22 protein-coding genes and 1 tRNA gene are annotated in these 22683 nt (G+C 69.3%); 8 read left to right on the top strand and 15 right to left on the bottom strand.

Annotated elements, in window-relative coordinates:
• Positions 1-80 precede the first annotated feature (80 nt).
• A tRNA-Ala gene (locus tag BSY19_RS05875) sits at positions 81-156 on the top strand.
• Between the two features lie 242 nt (positions 157-398).
• Here BSY19_RS05875 and BSY19_RS05880 read toward each other — a convergent pair.
• Positions 399-1187, bottom strand: a complete 789-nt coding sequence (locus BSY19_RS05880) for a class II glutamine amidotransferase (protein WP_069053330.1) — start codon at positions 1185-1187, stop codon at positions 399-401.
• Positions 1188-1375: 188 nt separating this feature from the next.
• On the opposite strand from BSY19_RS05880, the gene BSY19_RS05885 reads away from it, so the two are divergent.
• Complete coding sequence (locus BSY19_RS05885) at positions 1376-2791, top strand: sodium:proton antiporter (RefSeq protein ID WP_069053331.1); 1416 nt, start codon at positions 1376-1378, stop codon at positions 2789-2791.
• A gap of 111 nt (positions 2792-2902) precedes the next feature.
• Here BSY19_RS05885 and BSY19_RS05890 read toward each other — a convergent pair whose 3' ends face one another.
• Positions 2903-4204 (bottom strand): polyhydroxyalkanoate depolymerase, encoded by a 1302-nt coding sequence (locus BSY19_RS05890; protein ID WP_069056887.1) that lies wholly within the window; start codon positions 4202-4204, stop codon positions 2903-2905.
• Positions 4205-4404: 200 nt separating this feature from the next.
• On the opposite strand from BSY19_RS05890, the gene BSY19_RS05895 reads away from it, so the two are divergent.
• Positions 4405-5760 carry an ActS/PrrB/RegB family redox-sensitive histidine kinase gene (locus BSY19_RS05895; RefSeq protein WP_083247418.1) on the top strand — a complete coding sequence of 452 codons (1356 nt, stop codon included), beginning with the start codon at positions 4405-4407 and terminating at the stop codon, positions 5758-5760.
• Between the two features lie 85 nt (positions 5761-5845).
• Complete coding sequence (locus BSY19_RS05900) at positions 5846-6403, top strand: ActR/PrrA/RegA family redox response regulator transcription factor (protein ID WP_171905092.1); 558 nt, start codon at positions 5846-5848, stop codon at positions 6401-6403.
• A gap of 23 nt (positions 6404-6426) precedes the next feature.
• Here BSY19_RS05900 and mmcB read toward each other — a convergent pair whose 3' ends face one another.
• Entirely contained in the window at positions 6427-6894 is a 468-nt protein-coding gene (gene mmcB, locus BSY19_RS05905; protein WP_269466159.1) for a DNA repair putative endonuclease MmcB, read from the bottom strand.
• A 133-nt stretch (positions 6895-7027) separates the two neighbouring features.
• On the opposite strand from mmcB, the gene BSY19_RS05910 reads away from it, so the two are divergent.
• Together BSY19_RS05910 and BSY19_RS05915 are read left to right on the top strand one after the other, a co-directional pair.
• Positions 7028-8047, top strand: coding sequence for an MraY family glycosyltransferase (locus BSY19_RS05910; RefSeq protein WP_069053334.1), 1020 nt, complete (start codon positions 7028-7030; stop codon positions 8045-8047).
• 5 nt (positions 8048-8052) lie between these two features.
• Positions 8053-8982: an NAD-dependent epimerase/dehydratase family protein gene (locus tag BSY19_RS05915; RefSeq protein WP_069053335.1), complete on the top strand. Its 930-nt coding sequence runs from the start codon at positions 8053-8055 to the stop codon at positions 8980-8982.
• Here BSY19_RS05915 and BSY19_RS05920 read toward each other — a convergent pair.
• From BSY19_RS05920 to BSY19_RS05930, 3 genes are all read right to left on the bottom strand, one after another.
• Entirely contained in the window at positions 8906-10873 is a 1968-nt protein-coding gene (locus tag BSY19_RS05920) for a nucleoside-diphosphate sugar epimerase/dehydratase (protein ID WP_069053336.1), read from the bottom strand. The genes BSY19_RS05915 and BSY19_RS05920 overlap by 77 nt on opposite strands.
• Before the next feature lie 70 nt (positions 10874-10943).
• Complete coding sequence (locus BSY19_RS05925; protein WP_069053337.1) at positions 10944-11540, bottom strand: TetR/AcrR family transcriptional regulator; 597 nt, start codon at positions 11538-11540, stop codon at positions 10944-10946.
• Positions 11541-11764: 224 nt separating this feature from the next.
• Positions 11765-13249, bottom strand: coding sequence for a cobyric acid synthase (locus BSY19_RS05930; protein ID WP_069053338.1), 1485 nt, complete (start codon positions 13247-13249; stop codon positions 11765-11767).
• Positions 13250-13535: 286 nt separating this feature from the next.
• Here BSY19_RS05930 and BSY19_RS05935 point away from each other — a divergent pair, with 286 nt between their 5' ends.
• Positions 13536-14696 carry an aminotransferase gene (locus BSY19_RS05935; protein ID WP_069053339.1) on the top strand — a complete coding sequence of 387 codons (1161 nt, stop codon included), beginning with the start codon at positions 13536-13538 and terminating at the stop codon, positions 14694-14696.
• Positions 14697-14701: 5 nt separating this feature from the next.
• On the opposite strand, the gene BSY19_RS05940 is transcribed toward BSY19_RS05935, so the two are convergent.
• From BSY19_RS05940 to BSY19_RS05970, 7 genes are all read right to left on the bottom strand, one after another.
• Positions 14702-16093 (bottom strand): hypothetical protein, encoded by a 1392-nt coding sequence (locus BSY19_RS05940; RefSeq protein ID WP_069053340.1) that lies wholly within the window; start codon positions 16091-16093, stop codon positions 14702-14704.
• A 69-nt stretch (positions 16094-16162) separates the two neighbouring features.
• Positions 16163-16513, bottom strand: a complete 351-nt coding sequence (locus BSY19_RS05945; protein WP_069053341.1) for a RidA family protein — start codon at positions 16511-16513, stop codon at positions 16163-16165.
• 80 nt (positions 16514-16593) lie between these two features.
• Positions 16594-17040, bottom strand: a complete 447-nt coding sequence (locus BSY19_RS05950) for a YqaA family protein (RefSeq protein WP_069053342.1) — start codon at positions 17038-17040, stop codon at positions 16594-16596.
• Positions 17041-17091: 51 nt separating this feature from the next.
• On the bottom strand, positions 17092-18066 hold the full coding sequence (gene coaA, locus BSY19_RS05955; protein WP_069053343.1) for a type I pantothenate kinase: 975 nt from the start codon (positions 18064-18066) through the stop codon (positions 17092-17094).
• Between the two features lie 54 nt (positions 18067-18120).
• Positions 18121-18438, bottom strand: coding sequence for a phosphoribosyl-ATP diphosphatase (locus BSY19_RS05960; RefSeq protein WP_069053344.1), 318 nt, complete (start codon positions 18436-18438; stop codon positions 18121-18123).
• 3 nt (positions 18439-18441) lie between these two features.
• On the bottom strand, positions 18442-19203 hold the full coding sequence (gene hisF, locus BSY19_RS05965) for an imidazole glycerol phosphate synthase subunit HisF (RefSeq protein WP_069053345.1): 762 nt from the start codon (positions 19201-19203) through the stop codon (positions 18442-18444).
• Between the two features lie 117 nt (positions 19204-19320).
• Positions 19321-20073 (bottom strand): sulfite exporter TauE/SafE family protein, encoded by a 753-nt coding sequence (locus tag BSY19_RS05970; protein ID WP_069053346.1) that lies wholly within the window; start codon positions 20071-20073, stop codon positions 19321-19323.
• 242 nt (positions 20074-20315) lie between these two features.
• On the opposite strand from BSY19_RS05970, the gene BSY19_RS05975 reads away from it, so the two are divergent.
• Positions 20316-20966, top strand: coding sequence for a L,D-transpeptidase (locus BSY19_RS05975; RefSeq protein ID WP_083247420.1), 651 nt, complete (start codon positions 20316-20318; stop codon positions 20964-20966).
• 7 nt (positions 20967-20973) lie between these two features.
• Here BSY19_RS05975 and BSY19_RS05980 read toward each other — a convergent pair whose 3' ends face one another.
• Positions 20974-21867 carry an aldose epimerase family protein gene (locus tag BSY19_RS05980; RefSeq protein WP_069053348.1) on the bottom strand — a complete coding sequence of 298 codons (894 nt, stop codon included), beginning with the start codon at positions 21865-21867 and terminating at the stop codon, positions 20974-20976.
• A 10-nt stretch (positions 21868-21877) separates the two neighbouring features.
• On the bottom strand, positions 21878-22645 hold the full coding sequence (locus BSY19_RS05985; protein ID WP_069053349.1) for an IclR family transcriptional regulator domain-containing protein: 768 nt from the start codon (positions 22643-22645) through the stop codon (positions 21878-21880).
• Positions 22646-22683 lie beyond the last annotated feature (38 nt).

Below are 22683 nucleotides of genomic sequence, written 5' to 3' on the forward strand. Positions count from 1 at the left end.
CCGGGGCGGTCCGAGGCGCAAGCCCGGCGATCTGGAACCGACAAGACCCCGGCCGACCCCCATGTCCGCCGGCTGAGAGTGGGGCCATAGCTCAGTTGGGAGAGCGCTTGAATGGCATTCAAGAGGTCGGCGGTTCGATTCCGCCTGGCTCCACCATCTCCCTCTCAAAACAATTCCTGATCCGGATCGACGGCTTCGGCCTCTGAGGCGCTGGTCGCCCGCGACGTGGCGGCGCTTGACGGCGCGATGCGTCCGCTTGCGTGCGGGTATCGCCGCCCCGACCACCTTTGGGAGGGGATGAGGTCGGGGCGGCGAAGTGTTCAGCCGCGATGCAGCGACCAATCCTTAATCGCGCGAGCCCGCCATCCGGTTCACCCGCCAGACCGAAATCGACGATGTCAGGCCGCCGCGGCGACCGCGACCTCGAAGGGGGCGATGGCGACCGCGCCCGCATGCACCGTGACCAGCGTGTTGTCGGCGAGAGGCTGCCAGCAGTCCCGCGCCGCATCCACCGGCTCGGAGGCGACGACGACGCTGTCGCCGCGCTGGCAGACATAGAGGCTCGGCGGCTTGTTGTCCGAGGCCCAGCGGACCGCGTGAATCGTCTCACCGTCGGAGAGCGCCGCGGCGCAGCGCAGCGGCTCGGTCGTGCCGGTCTGTCGCATCAGCGCCAGCGCGTCGCCGAGCGAGGCTGCCAGAGCCATGGCGGGCGCCATCCCGTCCTGGATCCGCGACAGGGTGAGCAGGAACAGGGCTTCCGAATCCGTGGTTCCGACGCGCGCGCCATAGAGCGAATCGGGGATCAGCCCCTCGAGCCGGCGGCGAATCAGGCCGTAGCCGCCGATCTGCCCGTTATGCATGAAGAGGTGCCGGCCATGGGCGAAGGGGTGGCAGTTCGCGCGCGTCGTGGCGGTGCCGGTGGCGGCCCTGACATGCGCGAAGAACAGCGAGGAGCGGACCTGTTTCGCGATCGAGAGCAGGTTTTCGTCCGACCAGGCCGGGCGCACCTCGCGATACTGGCCGGGCTCGGGTCGGTCGCCATACCAGCCGACGCCGAAGCCGTCGCCATTCGTGCCGGTCTTGGTCTCGGCGGCATGGAGCGACTGGTGGATCAGCGAATGGCAGGGCGCCGCGACGAGGTCCTCGAGGAAAACGGGAACGCCGGCATAGGCGAGGAAGCGGCACATGGCAGGGTCCGAATCGCGCGAGGTCCGCAAAAACGGAGAAGATTATTCTCCCGAAATGCGTCGCGCGCAAATCCGGCCGCCGCGGCTTCAGCCCGCCATCCGCTCGGTTGCAGGCACCCTGGCCATCGTATAACCGTCGCCCGACAACGCGCGACAACCACAGGAAAGTGGATCGGGGAATGGCGAGAATGATCGGTCGCGCTGGGATCGCCGCCGCCCTGCTGCTGTGCCTCCCGGCCGGGCCGGCCTTTGCCGCGAGCGGCATCGACGGAGCCTCGATGGGCGTGCTCTGGGCCCTGCCCTTCACCGGCATGCTCCTCTCGATCGCGCTGGGCCCGATCCTGTTCCCGCATTTCTGGGAGCTGAACTACGGCAAGTTCGCCGCTTTCTGGGCGGCGCTGGTTCTGGTTCCGCTCGTCGCGCTGCGCGGTTTCGAGCCGGCGCTCGGCGCCCTCGCCCACACCGCCCTGCTCGAATACATCCCCTTCATCATCCTGCTCTTCGCCCTGTTCACGATCGCCGGCGGCATCCTGATCATGGGCAACCTGCACGGCACGCCCGCGACCAACACGGCCCTGCTGGCGATCGGCACGCTGATGGCGAGCTTCGTCGGGACGACGGGGGCCTCGATCATCATGATCCGCCCGGTGCTGCGCGCCAATGACAGCCGCCGCCACAACGTCCATGTCGTCGTCTTCTTCATCTTCCTGGTCTCGAACATCGGCGGTTCGCTGACGCCCCTCGGCGACCCGCCGCTCTTCCTCGGCTTCCTGCGCGGGGTCGACTTCTTCTGGACGACGACGCATCTGCTGCCGGAGACCGTGCTCGCCGTCGTCATCCTGCTGGCTGCGTTCTACGCCCTCGACAGCTGGTTCTACCGCAAGGAAGAGGGCATGCCCTCGCTCAAGGACCCGACGCCCGATCGCGACATCAAGCTCTACGGCAAGGTCAACTTCATCCTGCTCGGCGGCGTCATCGCCGCGATCCTGATGTCGGCGAGCTGGAAGCCGGGCATCGCCTTCGACATCCTGGGCTCGAAGGTCGAGATCCAGAACGTCATGCGCGACATCGTCCTGCTCGCCCTGGCGGGCCTCTCGCTCAGGCTGACGCCGAAGCCCGTGCGGGCCGGCAACGAATTCACCTGGGGGCCGATCCTCGAGGTCGCCAAGCTCTTCGCGGGCATCTTCGTCTGCATCATCCCCGTCCTGGCGATGCTGCAGGCCGGCCGCAACGGCGCCTTCTCGGGCCTCGTCGCGCTGGTCACCAATCCCGACGGCAGCCACAACACGGTCGCCTATTTCTGGATGACGGGGCTGCTGTCCTCGTTCCTCGACAATGCGCCGACCTATCTCGTTTTCTTCGAGCTGGCGGGCGGCGACCCCAAGGTGCTGATGACGACGGGTGCGCTGACGCTGGCGGCGATTTCGGCCGGCGCGGTCTTCATGGGCGCCAATACCTATATCGGCAACGCGCCCAACTTCATGGTCTACGCCATCGCCAAGGACCGGAAGGTCAAGATGCCGAGCTTCTTCGGCTATATGGCCTGGTCGGGCGCGATCCTGATCCCGATCTTCATCCTGCAGACGCTGATCTTCTTCCGCTGAGCCGAACATGACGACGCCCGCCATCCCGGACCGTCCGGGATGGCGGGCGTTGTCATGTCGGCACCTTGCGTCGGCCGGGCGGCCGCGAAGGCCGCCGGGACCCGCGAGGGCTCAGCTCGCGATCTTCAGCCCCTTGCGGGCGGCGCCGGCGCTCTCCTCGCGGCGGCCCTTGGCGGCCTCCATGTCGAGGGTGAGCATGAAGTCGGCGATCCGGGGGGCGATCTCGGAGCGGAAGCGCGAGCCGTTGAAGACGCCGTAATGGCCGACGCCCAGCTGCAGGTAGTGCACGCGCTTGTCGTCGGGAATGTTCGGGCAGAGGTCATGGGCGGCCTGGGTCTGGCCGACGCCGGAGATGTCGTCCTTCTCGCCCTCGACCGTCATCAGCGCGACGCGGCGGATGGCCGTGCAGTCCACCGGCTTGTCGCGATGCATCATCGTGCCCTTGGGCAGCGCGTGCTCGACGAAGACGGTCTCGACAGTCTGGAGATAGAACTCGGCGGTCAGGTCCATCACCGCCATGTACTCGTCGTAGAAGTCGCGGTGCTTCTCGGCCGAGTCGCCGTCGCCGGCGATCAGGTGCTTGTACATCTCGTAATGGGCGCTGACATGGCGGTCGATGTTCATCGCCATGAAGCCGGAGAGCTGCATGAAGCCGGGATAGACGTCGCGGAAGGTGCCCGGATGCGGGAAGGGCACCTTGGTGATACAGTTGCGGCGGAACCAGTCGGTGCCGCGCTCCATCGCCAGGCAGTTCACCGCGGTGGGCGAGCGGCGGGTGTCGATCGGCCCGCCCATCAGCGTCATCGAGCGCGGCGCGCAGGGGTCGCCTTCGGCCTCCATCCGGGCGGCGGCGGCCAGCACCGGCACCGAGGGCTGGCAGACGGCCATGACATGGGTCTCCGGACCCAGCATCTGCAGCATGGCGATGACGTAGTCGATGTAGTCGTCGAGATCGAAGCGGCCCGCCATCAGCGGCACGAGCCGGGCGTCGATCCAGTCGGTGATGTAGACCTCGTGCCCGGGCAGGAAGGCCTCGACGGTGCCGCGCAGCAGCGTGGCATAGTGGCCCGACATCGGGGCGACGATCAGCACCTTGGGCTGCGGCTTGCGCCGCCCCTCGATACGGCGGTCGAAATAGACCATCCGGCAGAACGGGCGTTCCCAGACGACACGCTCCTCGACCGCGACCTTGACGCCGTTGATCGTGGTCTCCGCCAGTCCGAAGGCCGGCTTGCCGTAACGACGCGTCGTGCGCTCGAACAGCTCGCAGGAAGCAGCGATCGTCCGCCCCATCGGCGTGTAGGTCAGCGGGTTGGCGGGATTGCGGAAGGCGAGATGCAGCGCGTCGGAGACATTCCGGGCCGGGCTGAGCATCATGTGAGCCGCTTCATAGGCATGGTAAGCGAACGACATGGCGGCTCCGTACATGCGAACTCGATCCTTTCGGCGCAGCGTCAATGCCGCGCCGCAACATGAACGCAGCCTATGCCTAATTTGTTCTCATTCAACCCTTCAAAAGGCTAAGATTTCACTCTCATGACGATTGCCCCCAGTTTGTCGTGCTCCGGCGGGCCGCGCTTGACCCTCGCCTCGCCCATGGTTCAGACACAGTCATGACCTCGTCTGACGTTACGACACTCGCCCTCGGCCGCGTGAATCGTCACCTGCGTCTCGACACGCTGGTGCGCCTGCGCTGGCTCGCCATCGCCGGGCAGAGCCTCGCCGTGGCGGGCGTGCATTTCGGGCTGGGCTATTCGCTGCCCTTCGGCTGGTGCTTCACGGCGATCGCCGTCTCGTCCTGGCTGAACATCGCGCTGCGCATCCGCTTTCCGCTCAGCCACAGGCTGAAGCCCGGCGCGGCGACGGCGCTCCTCGCCTTCGACATCGTGCAGCTTTCGGTGCTGCTTTACCTTACCGGCGGGCTTCAGAACCCGTTCTCGATCCTGCTGCTGGCGCCGGTGATGATCTCGGCCACCGCGCTGCCGCCCCAGCGGACCCTCCTGCTCGGCGTCATCGCCATCGCGGCGGCGACACTGGTCACCCTCGTCCACCTGCCGCTGCCCTGGGCGGGCCCGGACCGGCCGTTTCTGCCCCCGCATTACCAGATCGGCAGCTGGGTCGCCCTCGTGCTCGGCCTCGGTTTTACCGGGATCTATGCGTGGCGCGTCGCCAAGGAAGCGCGCGATCTGTCGGACGCCCTGGCGGCGACAGAGCTCGTTCTGGCGCGCGAACAGCATCTCTCGCAGCTCGACGGGCTGGCGGCTGCCGCTGCCCACGAATTGGGCACGCCGCTCGCGACCATCGCGCTCGTCGCCAAGGAACTGGCGCGGCTGGCCCCGCCGGACGGGGAGATGGCCGACGACATCGCGCTGCTGCGCGAGCAGGTCGAGCGCTGCCGCGGCATCCTCGGCAAGCTCGCCTCGCTGCAGGATGACGATGGCGGCCCGCTCGACCGGCTCGGCCTGCGCCTGCTGATCGAGGAGGCGGCCGGCCCGCAGCGCCCCTTCGGCGTGCCCTTCGAGATCGTGATGATCGGCGAGAAGCCCGAGCCGGTCTGCCGCCGCAATCCGGGCATGATCTACGGGCTCGGCAATATCGTAGACAACGCAGTCGACTTCGCCCGCTCGACCGTGACGATCACGGCCGAATGGAACCAGGAACAGGTCATGCTCACCATTGCGGATGACGGCCCGGGCTTCCCGCCCGACGTTCTGCTGAGGGCCGGGGATCCCTATCTCACCAACGGCGCCAGCGAGACGCGGGCGGGCGGGGGCCTCGGGCTCGGCCTTTTCATCGCCAAGACCTTGCTGGAGCGCGGCGGGGCCTCGATCGAGTTTTCGAACCTTCCCGCGCCGGCCACCGGCGCCTGCGTGCGCATGATCTGGCTGCGCGAGGCTTTCGAGATCGAGGTGCCGCCGGCGGGCCCTAACAAGGCGGAACCGGCGATCCTACATAGAGTTGGCTCATGAACGCCCGTCCAGCCCTCAGCGCGGCCCACCTTGCGGCCGAGGTCTCCGGGACAGAGCCGGGCCGGAGGATATGATGATTCAGGACATGCTGACCGAACAGCTCCCGGTCGCCGCGGCGGCGGACATGTCGCTGCTGCTCGTCGATGACGACAAGCCCTTCCTGACCCGGCTCGCCCGGGCGATGGAAAGCCGGGGCTATGCCGTGCGCATCGCCGATAGTGTCAGCGCCGGTATCGCGGCGGTGGACGATCGGGCGCCGGCCTTCGCGGTGATCGATCTGCGGCTCGCTGACGGCAACGGGCTCGACGTTATCGCCCGGCTGAAGGAACGCCGTCCCGAGGCGCGCGGCGTCGTGCTGACCGGCTACGGCAACATCGCCACCGCCGTCAGCGCCGTGAAGCTCGGGGCCTTCGATTTCCTGGCGAAGCCGGCGGATGCCGACGAGATCCACGCGGCCCTGGCGGCGGCGCGCGATGCGCGGCCCCAGCCGCCGGAAAACCCGATGTCGGCGGATCGGGTCCGCTGGGAGCATATCCAGCGCGTCTACGAGCTGTGCAACCGCAACGTCTCCGAGACCGCGCGACGCCTGGGCATGCATCGCCGCACCCTGCAGCGCATTCTCGCCAAGCGCGCGCCGCGCTGACGGCTGGCGCCCGCTTCGCCGTCTCATCGCGGCGCGGCAGGATCCTCCCATCCCGCCAGCCGCGCGGCCGCCAGCCGGCCGAAGGCGATGGTCAACGCCTTGCGCCGGGCCGGCGCGAGCGGATGGCGCGGTGCCTCGCGGATCAGCGCGCCACCATAGCCGTCCGCGACGATCAGGCCGACATCCTCGGGCAGGATCTCGGCCGGGAACTCCGGCGCCACGGCGAAGCAAAAGGCATCGCAATAATCGCGATAATCCGGCCATTTGCCGTCGATGCGATAATCCTCGATGCCGGACTTGACCTCGACGACCAGCAGGTCGCCTGAAGGAGACAGCGCCACGATGTCGCCGCGGCGGCCGTTGGCGAAGGTCATTTCGGTGATGGTCGCATAGCCGCGTTCGCGCAGGTGCCGGGCGGCACCGCGACAGACGCTGCGGGTGATGTCGGGCCGACGCGGGGCCCGATCCAGGGGGAGATCGATGATGGACATCCCACATGTTCCCTCTTTGTGCCGATTCGGACAAGGCGCAAGCGCGACGGCGCCCTCGCGGGCGGGATTGGGCTCCCACTGACCTTCGTCATGCTCTAGGGATGGCCCGACATCGTTCCGGTTCATCTGCATCGTGCCCCAGCCCCTCGCTCTCCTTCTGGTCCTGGCGGTCGCCGCCGCCGTCTCGGCGCTGCTCTGCGTGCTGCTGCGGCCGCTGCTGGTTCGCTATGCGCTGGCACGGCCCAATGCCCGCTCCAGCCATCGCGTCCCCACGCCCCAGGGCGGCGGAATCGCCGTCCTCGGCGGCCTTTTCGCCGCGCTCGGCCTGACCCTGGCCATCCTGCCGCCGGTTCCGGGCCTCGGCAGCCTCGCCTTCGTCGTGGCGGCGAGCGCCGCCCTCGCCGTGGTGGGCGCCTGGGACGACATCCGCCCGCTCTCGCCCGGCCTGCGCCTCGGGCTGCAGGCGCTCTGCGTCGCGGTCGCCATCGTCTATGCCGCGCCCGACATCCGGCTGTTTCCCGCGGCCCTGCCGCTCGCAGTGGAGCGTCTGCTCGCTCTGCTCGCCGGCATCTGGTTCGTGAACCTGACGAACTTCATCGATGGGCTCGACTGGATCACCGTCGCCGGCTTCGTGCCGCTGGCCGGCGCGCTCGCGCTCGCCTGCGCCCTCGGGATCGTCGATCCGGCGACGGGAGCGCTGGCGGCGGCGCTCTGCGGCGGGCTCATCGGGTTTGCGCCCTTCAACAAGCCGGTGGCCCGGCTCTTCCTCGGCGATGTCGGCTCGCTCCCGATCGGGCTGCTCGGCGCCTATCTGCTCTATCGGCTGGCCGGGAACGGCGCGCTGGCGGCGGCCCTGATCCTGCCGCTCTACCCCGTCGCCGACGCCACGCTGACGCTGCTGCGCCGGCTGGCGCGGCGGGAGCGCGTCTGGGAGGCGCATCGCTCGCATTTCTACCAGCAGGCGACGACGAACGGTCACGCTGTCCTGGCCGTGGTGACGCAGGTGACCGGGCTCAATCTCGCCCTCGTCCTGCTGGCAGGCCTGACGCTGCTGCTGCCGGCGCTGTGGGCGCAGCTCGCCTGTCTGGCCGCGGCTGTGCTGCTGACGGCGCGGCTGCTGCGGCGCTTCGCGCGGCCGGCGGCCTCGGCATGAACGGCATGAACGGTGAGCGCGTACTCGTCACCGGGGCCGGTGGCTTCGTCGGCCCCCATGTCGTCGCGGCTCTGCTGGCGGCCGGATACCGCGTCCGCGTCGCCCAGAGAACCGCGGCCGAGCCACCGCCGGGAACCGAGGGCGTCGTCACCGGCGATCTCGCTGCGCCCATCGACTGGACGGCCGCACTGGCTGGCGTGTCGCATGTCGTCCACCTCGCCGGTCTCGCCCATGCCGGGCCGGGCCTCGACGAGACGCTTTACCGGCGGATCAACACGCAGGCGACGCTCGACCTCGCCCGGGCGGCGTACCGGGCCGGCGTTTCGCGCTTCGTCTTCATCTCGTCCATCAAGGCGCAGACGGGGGCGTTCGACGGCCCGCCGCTGCGCGAGGATGATCCGCCTGCGCCCGACGATGCCTATGGCCGCTCCAAGCTCGCCGCCGAGCAGGGGCTTGCCGGTCTCGATATGGACTGGGTGGCGCTGCGTCCGGTGCTGGTCTACGGGCCGGGGGTCAAGGCCAATATGGCGGCGCTGGTCCGGCTGGCGCGTCTGCCGCTGCCCCTCCCGCTCGGCGCGCTGACGGCGCCGCGCTCGCTGCTGGCGGTCGAGAACCTGGCCGATGCGGTCCTGTTCGCCCTGACGCCGCGATGCCCGGTGCGGCGCGCCTTCACCCTGGCCGATCCGACGCCGATCGGCGTGGCCGGCATCCTGACCGCCCTGCGGGCCGGCCTCGACCGGCGGCCGGGGCTGATCGCCGTGCCGACGGGCCTGCTGCGCTGGGGCGCGCGCCTGGCCGGGCGGGAGGAGGCCTTCGCCAAGCTCGGGGGCAGCCTTGTGGCGCGGCCCGAGGGTCTGCTCAGGGCCGGCTGGCGGCCGCCAGCCGAGACGGTTCCGGCGCTCCGTCGCCTGGCGAGGCACTATGCCGCCGGCTGAAGTCGGGGATCGCCTCGTCGAGGATCGAATCCGCCGCAGTCCGGTCATCCGCCTTCAGTGCCACCTCGAGGCGCGCCAGCCAGCCCTGCAGCCGGGCGCGGTTGGCGAAGACGGGCTTGGCCGCCATGACGCCGTCGAGGCCGGTCTCCGCCATCGGCTCGTCGCGCGCGAACAGGATCTCGTTCATGCGCTCGCCGGGCCTGACGCCGGTCACGACGATCTCGATGTCCTCGCCCAGCTCGAAGCCGGCGAGGCGGATCATCCGCTCGGCCAGGTCCATGATGCGCACCGGCTGGCCCATCTTCAGCACATAGACCGCGGCCCGCTCCGCCTCGACACCATCCGGCCGGGCATGTGAGGCGGCGGTCAGGACGAGGTCGCAGGCCTCGCGGATCGTCATGAAATAGCGGATCATGTCGGGGCTGGTGACGGTCAGCGGCCCGCCGCGCGCGATCTGGGCCTTGAACTTCGGCACCACGGAGCCGACCGAGCCCAGCACATTGCCGAAGCGCACGGCGACGAGGCGCATGCCGGCGGCGGCCGCGACGAACTCGGCGTCGCGCGACTGCGCATACATCTCGGCGAATCGCTTGGTCGCCCCCAGCATCGAGACGGGCTCGATCGCCTTGTCGGTCGAGATCAGCACGAAGATCTTGGCGTTGGCCGCGATCGCCGCGTCGGTGACGTTGACCGAGCCGAAGATGTTGGTCTTGACGCCCTCGCTCCAATCCGCCTCGAGATAGGGCACATGCTTGAGCGCCGCCGCATGGATCACGATGTCCGGGGCGAAGGCGGTGAACAGGGCCGTGATCCGGTCCCGGTCGCGCACATCCGCCAGGACGCCGGACACGACCGTGGCATGCTCCTGGACGCTGAGCTGCTCGGTGATCTGGAAGAGGGCGGGCTCCGAACTCTCGACGATCAGCAGTTCGGCGGCACCGAAGGCGGCGCAGCGAAGGCAGATCTCGGAGCCGATGGAGCCGCCGCCGCCGGTGACGATGACGCGCTTGCCCTTCAGGAAGGTGCCGAGCCGCTCGCGGTCGATCCGGACCGTCGAGCGGACGAGCAGATCCTCGATTTCGAGCGGGGCGAGCTCGGAATCGCGTGCGCCGCCTTCCCCCAGGCTGTCGATGCGCGAGATCGGCAGGGCGAGCTTGCGGGTCCGCGCCAGCCACTTGTCCGGTTCGGCGTCCGGCAGGAGCGCGCTCGGAGTCGCGACGATCCGCCGGAACCCTTCGCCGCGCTCGGCGGCGTCTCCGGCGATCTGCTCGATCTGCGAGAGCAGGCCGAGTACGGGCACGCCGCGGATCGTCTGGCCGAGATCGTCGGCGCGGGGCGAGAGGATGCCGGCCGGCCGCAGCCGGCGCATCGTGCCGGCCTCCATGGCGCGGATCACCATCTCGACCTCGAAGCCCCGTCCCAGCAGCAGCGCCGGCAGCGAGGCCTCGCGGGCGGCATGGCTGCGCGACCGCCAGAATTTGAAATAGCGATAGGCCAGCCGCGGACCGCCGAGCAGGGCGATCTGGACCAGCCAGTAGAGGGCGATGCTGATCTTGCCGAAATAGAAAGCGCCGTAGAAATCCGGCGAGACGAGCACGTAGTCGATCACGACCAGCGACAGCGTCAGGATCGTGCTCGCCTTGACGATGTTCGACAGGTCCGGCAGCGACGCGAAGCGCCATTTCGAGCGGTAGAGCGAGAACAGCCAGTAGACCAGGCCGCCATAGGCGACGAAGGCCGGCAGGAAGCGGGGCAGATAGCGCAGATGCTCCTCGAGCTGGACGCCTTCGAAGCGGATGACGAAGACGAGCCAGATCGCGAGCGCCGTTGCCACGAGATCGTGGGCGATGACGGCGAGCTTCTTGAAGCTCTGCTTGGAAGATTGGGCCATGACGGGCGGGGTATCCTGCTCCCTCGGCGGCTTGTCAACGCGGCGGCCGCCGCGCGGACGTGCCGGACCGTCAGCCCGCAGGCTTCGGCGCCTCCAGCGCGGCCATGATGAACGCGATCATCTCCTCGGCGGAGGGCCCTGGAATGCGCTCGCATTGCGCCATCAGCAGGGGGTGCTGGAATCGCATCATCGCCGTGCGGATGCATTGCGTGGCGGCCACGGGGTCGATCGCGCGGAACTCGCCGGTGGCGACGCCTTCGGCCACGACCCGGCTGAGAAGCGCATCGAAACGCTCGATATGACCGAGGATGGCGTCCCAGCTCTCCTCCATCGCGGCGCAGACCATCTCCTGCATGCGCTGCTGGTCGGCGAAACGGGCCTGGTTGATCCGGTGCGAGGTCAGCAGCATGTCGCGCAGGCGGGCGCCGGCCGGGCGCGGCTCGGCGATGATCACCGACAGCGACTCCTCCAGTTCGCCCTTGAAGCGCGCCAGTACCGCTTCATTGATCGACTTCTTGGAATCGAAGAACCGGTAGACATTGGCCGGGCTCATCCGCAGCGACTTGGCGATGTCGGCGACGGTCGTCTTCTGGTAGCCGATGTCGCGGAAGAAGCGCTCGGCCGTGTCGACGATGCTCTGCCTCGTATCGCGCTCGGGCTGATTCACGTGCGGGGCCTGTCCTGTTGGGTCGGCGGAGATGGATGGGAGATCGACCGCTATGACGAATTTCGTCATTCGTCAACATTCTGGTGAATAAGCTTTTTCAATGCATGCCGCTTCGTCGCCTGCCGTGCATTGATCTGGATTAAGCGGCGGTGCCGGATAGCGGCGAGAGGGGCGCTCGCCGGGGAGAACGCGCCGCTCTTCGCGCGGTTCCGGCGACAGGCCCGTCAGCCCGGCGCGGGGCGCCGATGGGCCAGCGCCAGAAGGGCCTCGATGTCGAGATGGCGCGCCAGATGCGCCGCCAGCCGGTCCAGCGTCGCCTCGACATCGCCCTCGTAGTTCGTGCCCGACGACAGCGGCGCGCCGGTGATCGCGGCCAGCCAGGCGGCGCGCACGGAATCCGAGGCGAAGACGCCATGGAGATAGCTGCCGACCACGCGGCCGTCGGGGCTCGCCGCGCCCTCGCCGCGATCGTCGACCCGAAACGGCGCCCGCGCACGATCGGCCCCCTCCGTCCGCCCGAGATGGATCTCGTAGGCCTGGCCGGCGGCCTCGCTGGCGACATGCACGAAGCCGGTCTCGCGGACGGTCTTGCGGCCTTCCAGAACCGTCTCGACATCGAGGAGCCCGAGCCCGGGGGCCTCGCCGGCCGGACCTTCGAGGCCCAGCGGATCGCGCACCACGCGCCCGAGCATCTGATAGCCGCCGCACAGCCCGAGAACATGGCCGCCGCGCCGGCGATGGGCGTGAATGTCGATGTCCCACCCCTGCGCCCGCAGCGCCGCGAGGTCCCGCAGCGTCGTCTTCGAGCCGGGCAGGATGACGAGCCCGGCATCGCCGGGCAGCGCCTGGCCCGGCCGCATCAACACGAGGTCGATCGCCGGTTCCAGCTTGAGCGGGTCGAGATCGTCGAAATTGGCGATGCCGGGCAGGACCGGGACGGCGATCTTGAGCCGCGCGCCGGGCCGGGCCGGCGCGCTGCGCAGGTCGAGCCCGTCCTCCGCCGGCAGGCGGGCGGCATCCGCGAACCAGGGCACGACGCCCAGGCAGGGCCAGCCGGTGGCACGCCGGATCGTCTCCACCCCGTCGGCGAACAGCGCGACCTCGCCGCGGAAGCGGTTGACCGCAAAGGCGCGGATCATCGCGCGGTCGGCCTCGTCCAAGACGGCATGGGTGCCGACGAGGCTGGCGATGACCCCGCCGCGATCGATGTCGCCGACGAGGACGGCCGGCACGCCGGCGGCGCGGGCGAAGCCGAGATTGGCGATGTCGCGCGCCCGCAGATTGGTCTCGGCCGGCGAGCCCGCCCCCTCGACCAGCACGAGATCGGCCCCCGCGCAGAGCCGCTCGAAGCTTTCCAGCACCTTCGGCAGGAAATCCCCGCGCCGTGCGAAATCCCCCGAGGGGAGATGCCCGGCCACGCGGCCCTGCAGGATGATCTGGCTGCCGGCTTCGCTCTCGGGCTTCAGCAGCACCGGGTTCATGTCGACATGCGGCGCAATGCGCGCGGCACGCGCCTGCAGCGCCTGTGCCCGCCCGATTTCGCCTGCGGATGTGGCGGCGGCGTTGTTGGACATGTTCTGCGGCTTGAACGGCCGCACCGTCAGGCCCCGGTCGGCGAAGAGGCGGCAGAGGCCCGCGACGAGCAGCGACTTGCCCACATTGGAGCCGGTGCCGAGGATCATGAGCGCGGGGGTGCGGGGCGAGGCCATGCGCCTGATTAGGCGGCGGCCGCCGGGGCGGCAACCATGCGATGCGCTGCATGGAAAGGGAGGGTCACCGGTTCACGCCAATTCCCGCTGCGCCAAAGGGGCGAAGTCGCAGCAGGTGCCCGTCGTGAACCGGCTGAGAGCATCAAATACTGACCAGTGATGAATGTCAACAATCATCATTCGGTATTTTTTGTACGACGTCCGGTGCCTGCGCAGGGTGTGCCAGCCGCCCCGTCGTGGTAGAGGCGCCGGAGCACGCTCCCTCCCGCCGCACTGACGAACCGCGATGAACCCGATCTTCTCCGCCCTCTCGACCAGCGTCTTCGAGGTGATGTCGCAGCTCGCCCGCGAGACGGGTGCCGTCAATCTCGGCCAGGGCTTCCCGGACGATCCGGGACCGCTCGACGTCCGCCGCAAGGCGGCCGAGGCCGTCGTCGACGGCTGGAACCAGTATCCGCCGATGATGGGCCTGCCGGAACTGCGGCAGGCGACGGCCACCCATTACAAGCACTGGCAGGGGCTCGATCTCGACCCCGGCAGCGAGATCATGGTCACCTCCGGCGCGACGGAGGCCATCGCCGGGGCGCTGATGGCGCTGGTCTCGCCGGGCGACGAGGTCGTGCTCTTCGAGCCGATGTACGATGCCTATGTCCCGCTCGTGCGCCGTGCCGGCGGCATCCCGAAGTTCGTGACGCTGCGCCCGCCGCATTTCGGCCTGAGCGAGGAGGCGCTCGCCGCCGCGTTCTCGCCGCGCACGAAGGTCGTCCTGTTCAACAACCCGCTGAACCCGACGGCGACGATCTTCTCAGCCGCCGATCTCGATCTCCTCGCCGATTTCTGCATCCGCCATGACGCGGTCGCGATCTGCGACGAGGTCTGGGAGCATGTCGTCTTCGACGGCCGGCGGCATGTCCCCGTGCTCGGGCGCCCCGACATGCGCGAGCGCACCGTCAAGATCTCCTCGGCCGGCAAGATCTTCTCGCTGACCGGCTGGAAGGTCGGGCTGGTGACGGCCGCGCCGCCGCTGATGAAGGTGCTGGCCAAGGCGCATCAGTACATCACCTTCACCACGCCGCCCAACCTCCAGGCCGCCGTGGCCTATGGCCTCGGCAAGGAGGACGGCTATTTCGAGGGCATGAGGGCCGACTTCCAGCGCTCGCGGGACCGGTTCGCGCAGGGGTTGACGGGGCTGGGCTTCAGCGTGCTGCCGAGCGTCGGTACCTATTTCCTCAATGTCGACATCGCGCCGCTGGGCGAGAGCGACGATGTCGCCTTCTGCCGCAAGCTGGTGATGGAGAACGGCGTGGCGGCGATCCCGGTCAGCGCCTTCTACGACCAGGCGGCGGTCAGGACGGTGGTGCGCTTCTGCTTCGCCAAGCGCGACGCCACGCTGGATGCGGCGCTGGAGCGGCTCGCCGATCTGCGCCGGGCCGGCACGGCGGCCTAAGGTCCTCAGCGCTTGCGCATGCCCTCGGCGAGGCTGCCGGCGAGGACCAGCTTCTTCTGCAGGGTGGCGACATCGGCGCTGTGGCCGGCCTCGCGCATCGCCTCGACGGCGGCGGCGATCTGCATGAAGGCCTGCTGCGCCATGCCCGGATCCTTGCGACGCGCCGCGAGCTGCATCGAGGCCAGGCCCTGATTGGCGGCGCTCGCCGCCCAGAGCTGTGGGCTGCGCTCGCGCCTTCGCTCCTCCAGGGCGGCACCGAAGGCGGCGACCGCCTCCTCCAGCACCACCGGCTCGCTGTAGCGCTCCCCCATGGCGGCCAGAACCCCGCCCATCTGGTCCTGCAACTCGGCCCAGCGCAGCGGCTCGCGCGTGCGGTCGACGGTCTTGGCGACACGGTTGAAGCCGTTGAAGGCGCGCTCGAGCAGAGCGAGGTCGCTCGTGCGCCGTCCGAGCGCGGCACGGCCGCGGGAAATCAGCTGCTCGGCCTCGAGCCAGCGGACCTCGTCGCCGTCCCGGCTCCAGCGGGCGAGCGCGGTGGCGAGGCAGGACACCGCCTCCTCCAGCAGGGCGTCGTCCTCGCGCAGGTCCCCGAGCGGAATGGCGATGCGGCCGAAGCGCATCTTCAGCGCGCGCCAGAGCAGCGGGGCCTGGTCGTGGCGCAGATCCTCCAGCGCCGTGCGGCAGCAGGCGAGCGCCTCGTCGAGCCGTTTGTCGTCGCCCGTCAGTTGCGCCAGCCCCGCCAGCGCGCGCGCCAGGCGTTCCTGCGCGGTCGCCCAGGCGATGGTGTCGTCGAAGTTGTCGAGCCGCGAGAGCAGGGTTCGGAAATGGGCGATCGCCGCCTCGAAACCGGCGGGGTCGGCGAAATCCTCGCCGATCCGCGCCAGCGAATCGCCCTGGCGCAGGGCGAACTCGCGGCTGCGATCCAGATTCGCCGTACCGATGATGGCGGCCGCCTCGGCATAGCGCTGTGCCGCTTCCTTGCAGGCGGCCGGCGTGAGATCGAGCAGGGCGGTGGCCGCGCGGTCGCTGCGGGTTTCGCCGGCGGCGATGCGCCGGTCCGACGGCATCGTCGATAGATCGGTCATGCCGCCGAAGAAATGCAGTTCGAGTTGCGCCAGCGCCCGCTCGACCTCGAGGAACTGCCCGCTCTCGAGGGCGCGCGCGGCCTTGCGCCGCGCCTCGCCGACGGCCGCGTCCTGACTTGCCTGGTCGAGGCGGCGGCGCAGGGCCACGACCTCACGGGCCTTGCGGCCGAGGAGCTGCTCCAGCCTGGCGAGGTTCGGCCGGACGCCGCTCCTGACCAGGCTGGCCATGACGGCGAGCAGCACCGCGAGCGGCACGTCGTGCCGGTCCGCGACCCGCGCGATCATGGCGGACATGTCATCCTGAGAGGTCATGTGGCCACCTCCCGTCTCCTGCTGTCGCAGCATGCCCAACGGGCCCCGCTGGCCGGGGCCGCCAGGCGGTCACTTCGCGGCGATGACCGCGATCTCGACGGTGAACTGCGGCGCGGCGAGCTTGGCCTCGACCGTGGCACGGCCCGGCGTCTGGCCGGCGATCACCCACTTGTCCCAGACGCCGTTCATCTCGGCGAAGGTCGACATGTCGGAGAGCCAGATGTTGACCATCAGCAGCTTGCTCTTGTCGGTGCCGGCCTCGGCCAGCAGCCCGTCGATGATGCCGAGGATGTCCGCGGTCTGCTCGGCGACGCTCTTGCCCGCCGCCTTGTCGGCGACCTGGCCCGCCAGATAGACGGTGTCGCCATGGACGACGGCCTTGGACATGCGCGGGCCGACGGCGATGCGCTTGATGCTCATGATCAGATCTCCAGAAATGGGCGCCCGCTGGTAGCCTGTGCCGACACGCCGCGCAACGCCGCACAGGTTGCGTTATGACCTTAGGTCAGCGCTGTCCAGCCCGCCCAGAGCATCGCATATCGGCCTGCCTTGCCCGCCAGGACCAGCAGAATAAAGCGTCCCAGTGGGAAATTGAGGGTGCCCGCCACGAAGGTCAGCGGGTCGCCGGCGAGCGGCAGCCAGGCGAAGAGCAGCGAGGGCCAGCCAAATCGTGAAAACCAGCCCTGGGCCTGCCGGAAGCGGAGCGGGTCCGGCCGCAGGCGCTGCGGCAGTTTCTCGACGCCATGACGCGCGATGAGACGTCCCAGCCACCAGTTCACGACAGAACCGGCCGTGTTGGCGAGGCTGGCGACGACGAACAGCGCGAGCGGATCGGCGCTCCTCGCCGCCAGGATCCCGAGATAGACGGCCTCCGACTGGGCCGGCAGCAGCGTCGCGGCGACGAAGGCCGCTCCCGCCATTCCGGCCAGCGACCAGAAGGCCTCCATCAGCGCGGCATGTCGAAAAAGCGGGTCTGGGTTGCGTCCAGCGCCATCGCCCTAGAGCCGCCGCAGCGCGACCTGCTGGATCCGGTGGCTCGCCCCCTTGGTCAGGATCAGGCTGGCGCGCTGGCGGGTCGGCAGGATGTTCTCCTGCAGATTCGGCAGATTGATGCCGGTCCAGAGGTCCTCGGCGATCGACAGCGCCTCGTCCTCGCCGATCTCCGCATATTTGCGGAAGAAGGAGCGCGGGTCGCGGAAGGCGGTCTGGCGCAGCGTCATGAAGCGGTTGACGTACCAGCGGTGCAGGTCGTTCTCGTCGGCGTCGAGATAGACCGAGAAGTCGAAATAGTCCGAGACGAAGGGAATGACGGTGCCGTCCTTCGGCATCCGGCTCGGCTGCAGCACGTTCAGCCCCTCGAGGATCAGGATGTCCGGCCGCTCGACCGTGACGCTCTCGCCCGGCACCACGTCATAGACGAGGTGAGAATAGACCGGCGCCTTGACCTGCGGCTTGCCGGCCTTGACGTCGGAGAGGAAGCGCAGGATCGCCGAGCCGTCATAGCTCTCGGGAAAGCCCTTGCGCTGCATCAGCCCGCGCCGCTCGAGTTCGGCATTGGGCAGAAGAAAGCCGTCGGTGGTGACGAGCTCGACCTTGGGCGTGTTGGGCCAGCGCGAGAGCAGCGCCTTGAGCACGCGCGCCGTGGTCGACTTGCCGACCGCGACCGAGCCCGCCACGCCGATGATGTAGGGCACCTTGACCTCGGCCTCTGCCAGCAGGAAGCGCTGCGTGGCCTTGAACAGTCCCTGCGTCGCCGCGACATAAAGCGAGAGAAGCCGCGACAGCGGCAGGTAGATCGCCACGATCTCGTCGAGCGAGATCGGGTCGTTGATCGACTGCAGCTTGGTCAGGTCGTCGACCGACAGCGTCAGCGGCGTGTCGGCGCGCAAATGCGCCCACTCGTCGCGGGTGAAGCTGCGATAGGGCGAATCGAGTTCGGGAAGGGCCGGGGCGGGCATCGCGCGCTGGTCCATGGGGCGGCCCGCTATCCAGGCTTCGAGGTTCAACGCAGGACTAGCCTCGACTCGTCAACGGGGGCGTGCGGCTTTCTCCGCCAGACCGGAGCGCACGGTACGGGCCTCAAGCTGGCTCAACACGTCCTGCAATGCAACATCGCGGGCCTTCAGTACAACCAAGAGATGATAGAGCACGTCCGCGCTTTCCGCGATCAGCTCGTCCCGGTCGCCCTTGACGGCGGCGATCACGGCCTCGACCGCCTCCTCGCCGAACTTCTTGGCGCAGCGCTCGGGCCCGGCCGCCAGCAGCTTGGCCGTCCAGGATTCGTCCGGGGCGGCGGCGGCGCGCTCGGCGATGCGGGCTTCGAGATCGGAGAGGGTGAAGGTCATCGCTCAGTCCAGCCGCATCGCCAGGCCCGCCTGCGCCATATGCGCCTTGGCCTGCGGGATCGTGTAGGTGCCGAAATGGAAGATCGAGGCCGCGAGCACGGCCGAGGCATGGCCCTCGCGCACGCCGTTGACGAGATCGTCGAGATCGCCGACGCCGCCCGACGCGATCACCGGGACGCTGACCGCATCCGCGATCGCGCGGGTGAGGCCGAGATCATAGCCGACCTTGGTGCCGTCGCGGTCCATCGAGGTCACCAGCAGCTCGCCGGCGCCCAGCGAGACGACCTCCTGCGCGAAGGCCACCGCCTCCAGCCCCGTCGGGTTGCGCCCGCCATGGGTGAAGATCTCCCAGCGCTCGGGTGACACCTGCTTGGCGTCGATCGCCACCACGATGCACTGGTCGCCGAACTTCTCGGCCGCCTGCTTGACGAACTGCCGGTTGGTCACGGCGGCGGTGTTGATCGAGACCTTGTCGGCGCCCGCCAGCAAAAGCCCGCGGATGTCCTCGACCTTGCGCACGCCGCCGCCCACCGTCAGCGGCATGAAGCAGGCTTCCGCCGTCCGCGTCACCACGTCGAACAGGATGCCGCGGTCCTCGTGGCTGGCGGTGATGTCGAGGAAGCAGAGCTCGTCGGCGCCCGCCGCATCATAGGCCTTGGCGGCCTCGACGGGGTCGCCCGCATCGACGAGATCGAGGAACTGCACGCCCTTGACGACGCGGCCGTCCTTGACGTCGAGGCAGGGGATGATGCGGGTCTTGAGCATGGCGAAGCCGGCGTCCGGGAGGGCTGGCGCGAGCCTATGCCGGATTTCGGCCCCGCCGTCACCCTCGCGGCACCACCCGTCCCACCGGTGCGGCGCCGCTCGAACCGGCCCGCCGGCTCAGAAGCCGGCGGCGCGGCGCAGCAGGTCGATGCCGACGACGGTCAGGATCGCCTTGATCGCGATGGCGAACCAGCGCTCGGGGAGGCGCTCCAGCAGCTTTGTCCCCAGCATCGTTCCGGCGAAGCCCGAGACGATCATCGCTCCGATCAGCGGCAGCCAGTCCGAGAAGGAAAAGCCCAGCGCCCCGAAGGCGAAGACCTTGAGCAGATGCTGGATCGTCGTGCAGGCCGCATGGGTCGCGATCAGCTGGCGCTTCTCCAGCTTGAGCGGCAGCAGCAGCGCCTGCACGAAGGGCCCGGTCGCGCCGACGAACATGGTGATGATGGTCGAGAGGCCGCCGCCGATCACCAGCCCGCTCGAGGCCAGCCCGGGAATGCGCGGCTTCGGCAGCCAGGTCATGACGAGGATGAAGGCACCGAGCAGGCCGAGCAGGATGCGCTCCGGCAATTCCACCACCAGCAGCGCCCCGATCAGCGCCCCGATCACGGAGCCCGCGGTGAAGCGCGCCACCAGCGGCCAGAGCGCATGCGCCCGCTGCACATAGGTGCGCCCGACATTGGAGCCGACCTGCACCAGTCCGTGGACGGCGATGACCACGGAGGGCGGCACCGTGCCGGCGAGCGCACCCAGCATCGCCACCCCGCCGCCGATGCCGAAGGCGGCGGTGAAGGCCGAGGTCATGAAGCTGACGGCGATCAGCAGCAGCGCGATGGCGGGCGCGACGCCGGCCGGCAGGAGCATGTCGAGCATGGAGACCCGGGAAGGCGGGAGGTCGGGAGGAATGCGACGCCTCCTGCTACACCCGCCGCCGCTCCCCGCAAAGCCGCGGGAGCGTCCGGTGGGGCCGGTCCGGAAACCACATTTCGGCTGCGCGCTTTACAAGCGCCGGGCGTCGGCGTTTGCTGATCGGCAATGGCCGACGCTCCGGGCCCGATCCCGGACGCAGGACAAGGCCGAGGCGTTCAGCGGTTGCGTGTTTTCGGAGTGGTGTGATGCGTCGCATGTACGGCCTGCTGGCCGCTGTCCTCCTGTCGCTCGTCGGCGTCGCCTCGGCCCAGGCCGGCGTCGATGTCCGCGTCGACATCGCCGCCCAGCGCATCCAGGTCACCACCACGGACGGCGAGAGCTACAACTGGGCGATCTCCTCGGGCCGCAAGGGCTATCGCACGCCCAACGGCGTCTACCGCCCGACTCGCCTGGAGAAGAACTGGTATTCGCGCAAATATGGTGGGGCGATGCCCCATGCCGTGTTCTTCCGCGGCGGCTATGCCATCCATGGCACGACTGCGGTTGGCGCGCTCGGGCGTCCGGCCTCGCATGGCTGCATCCGCCTGCACCCGGCCAACGCGGCCAAGCTCTTCGCTCTGGTCAAGAAGCATGGGTCCAGTCAGACGCGCATCGCGCTGAATGGCGCCGCGCCCGACAATCTCTCGCAATTCGCCAAGGCCTCGGGCGGCAGCAAGGCCAAGATCGCCAAGGCCAAGAGCAAGCCGTCATCGGCGGTCGCCCAGCAGCGCAAGGCGCCGAACTGGGATGCCGCCCGCGAGCAGATCCTCCTGCGTCCCGCCCTGCCGGCCGGCGCCTATGGCTACCAGCCCTACGACCTGCAGCGCTATTATCAGACCGGTCCGCGCTGGCGCTGAGCCAGGCTCACAGAGCCTCCGGCGCAATCCGCAGCCAGCCTTCCAGCGTCTCGCCCGGAGCCAGCCGCGTCAGCGGGGCCACCTCGCGCGCCGCCCTCTCGCTCGGCGAGCCGATGGCGTGGCTCTGCGGCTCGACGCAGAGGAAATCCGCGCCCGGCGGCGCCCAGACCACCGGGCAGCGCAGGCTCTCGCTCGCCGTCAGCACGATCGCGAGCCCGGTCGAGGGCGTCTCGATCCGCGCCGTCCCGTCCCAGCCGAGAAAACTCCAGGCGACCTCGCCGCCCGTCGCGAAGACGGCGCCCTCCGCATAGGGCCCGCCGCCGTCGAGGAGGCGGGAGCCGGTGGCGCGATAGCCCTCGCCGCCGAACAGTAGCGCCCCGCGAGCCGTCATCTGCAGCCGCGTATCCGGCGCCGCGGGAAACCAGGGGTGATGACCAAGGCCGTAGGGTAGGGCCTGGTCCGCCTCGTTGGTCAGCGCGAGTTTGACGGTCAGACCGGCCTCATCCAGCGCGATTGTCTGGGTCACCCGGTAGCGATACGGGTCGGGACCGGCCTCGCGTCGGTGTTCCAGCACGGTATGGCCGGCGGTATGGCCGAGTACGACCCAGTCCGACTCCCAGCCGAAGCCATGAATGCAGTGCCCGCCGCCCAGCCGGTTGTCCGGTAGTGCGATGCGCTGCGCGCCATCGTCGATGATGCGGTCGAAGGCACAATTGGCGAAGGGCGCCATCGCCCAGCTCCCCATCCGGTTGGGGGCGGCGGTCGAGGGCGCCAGACCCGCCGGCGCCCGCAGCAGCGGATGCAGGCGCCCATCCCGCCCCTGCCACTCCAGCGCGGCGATGAGGCCGCCGATCTCGGGATGGATGCTGGCCCGCAGCGGCCCTGCCTTCAGCTCCAGCATGGTGTCGTCCTCAGCTGACCAGCGGGCGCAGCAGCGCCTGGAGCTGGCGCATGCCGGGCAGGAAGCGCTCCGCCATCTCCTCCGCTGAGCTGCGCTGGACCTGGCCGGAGAGGTTGAAGGCGGCGATCACCTCGCCGCGCGTGTTGATGAGCGGCATGGCGATCGAGATCAGCCCGAGTTCGAGTTCCTGGTCGACGATGCAGTAGCCCTGCGCCCGCACCGCTGCCAGGATCTCCGCCAGCCGGTCGGGGTCGGTGACGGTGTGCGGCGTCAGGGCCCGGGGCCGGCCCGCCAGGATGCGCGCGCGGGCGTCTGCGGGGTCGCGCGCGGCCAGCAGCACCCGGCCCATCGAGGTGCAGAAGGCCGGCAGCCTCGTGCCGACCGAGAGCCCGACGGACATGATCCGTCGCTGCGCCGAGCGCGCGATGTAGACGATCTCGTGCCCGTCCAGCAGCGAGGCGGAGGAGGATTCATGCGTCTCCTCGGAGAGACGCTCGAGGAAGGGCTGGACGAGCTGGGGCAGGGCGGCTGAGGCCAGCCAGGCGTGGCCGAGCCGCAGCACGCGCGGGGTCAGCCGGAAGAACTTGCCGTCGAACTCGGCATAGCCGATTTTGGCGAGGGTCAGCAGGCAGCGCCGTGCGGCGGCGCGCGACAGCTCGGTTGCGCGCGCGACGTCGGCGATGGTCAGCTTGTCATGCGCGGCGTCGAAGCACTCGATCACCGCCAGCCCCTTTTCGAGGGCCGCCATATGGTCACGGTCCGGCGCCTCTTCCGTCATCCTTGACCACCCGCCTGCCAGATCATAAAGTTCGAATT

The sequence above is a fragment of the Bosea sp. RAC05 genome, assembly GCF_001713455.1.
Lineage (GTDB): Bacteria > Pseudomonadota > Alphaproteobacteria > Rhizobiales > Beijerinckiaceae > Allobosea.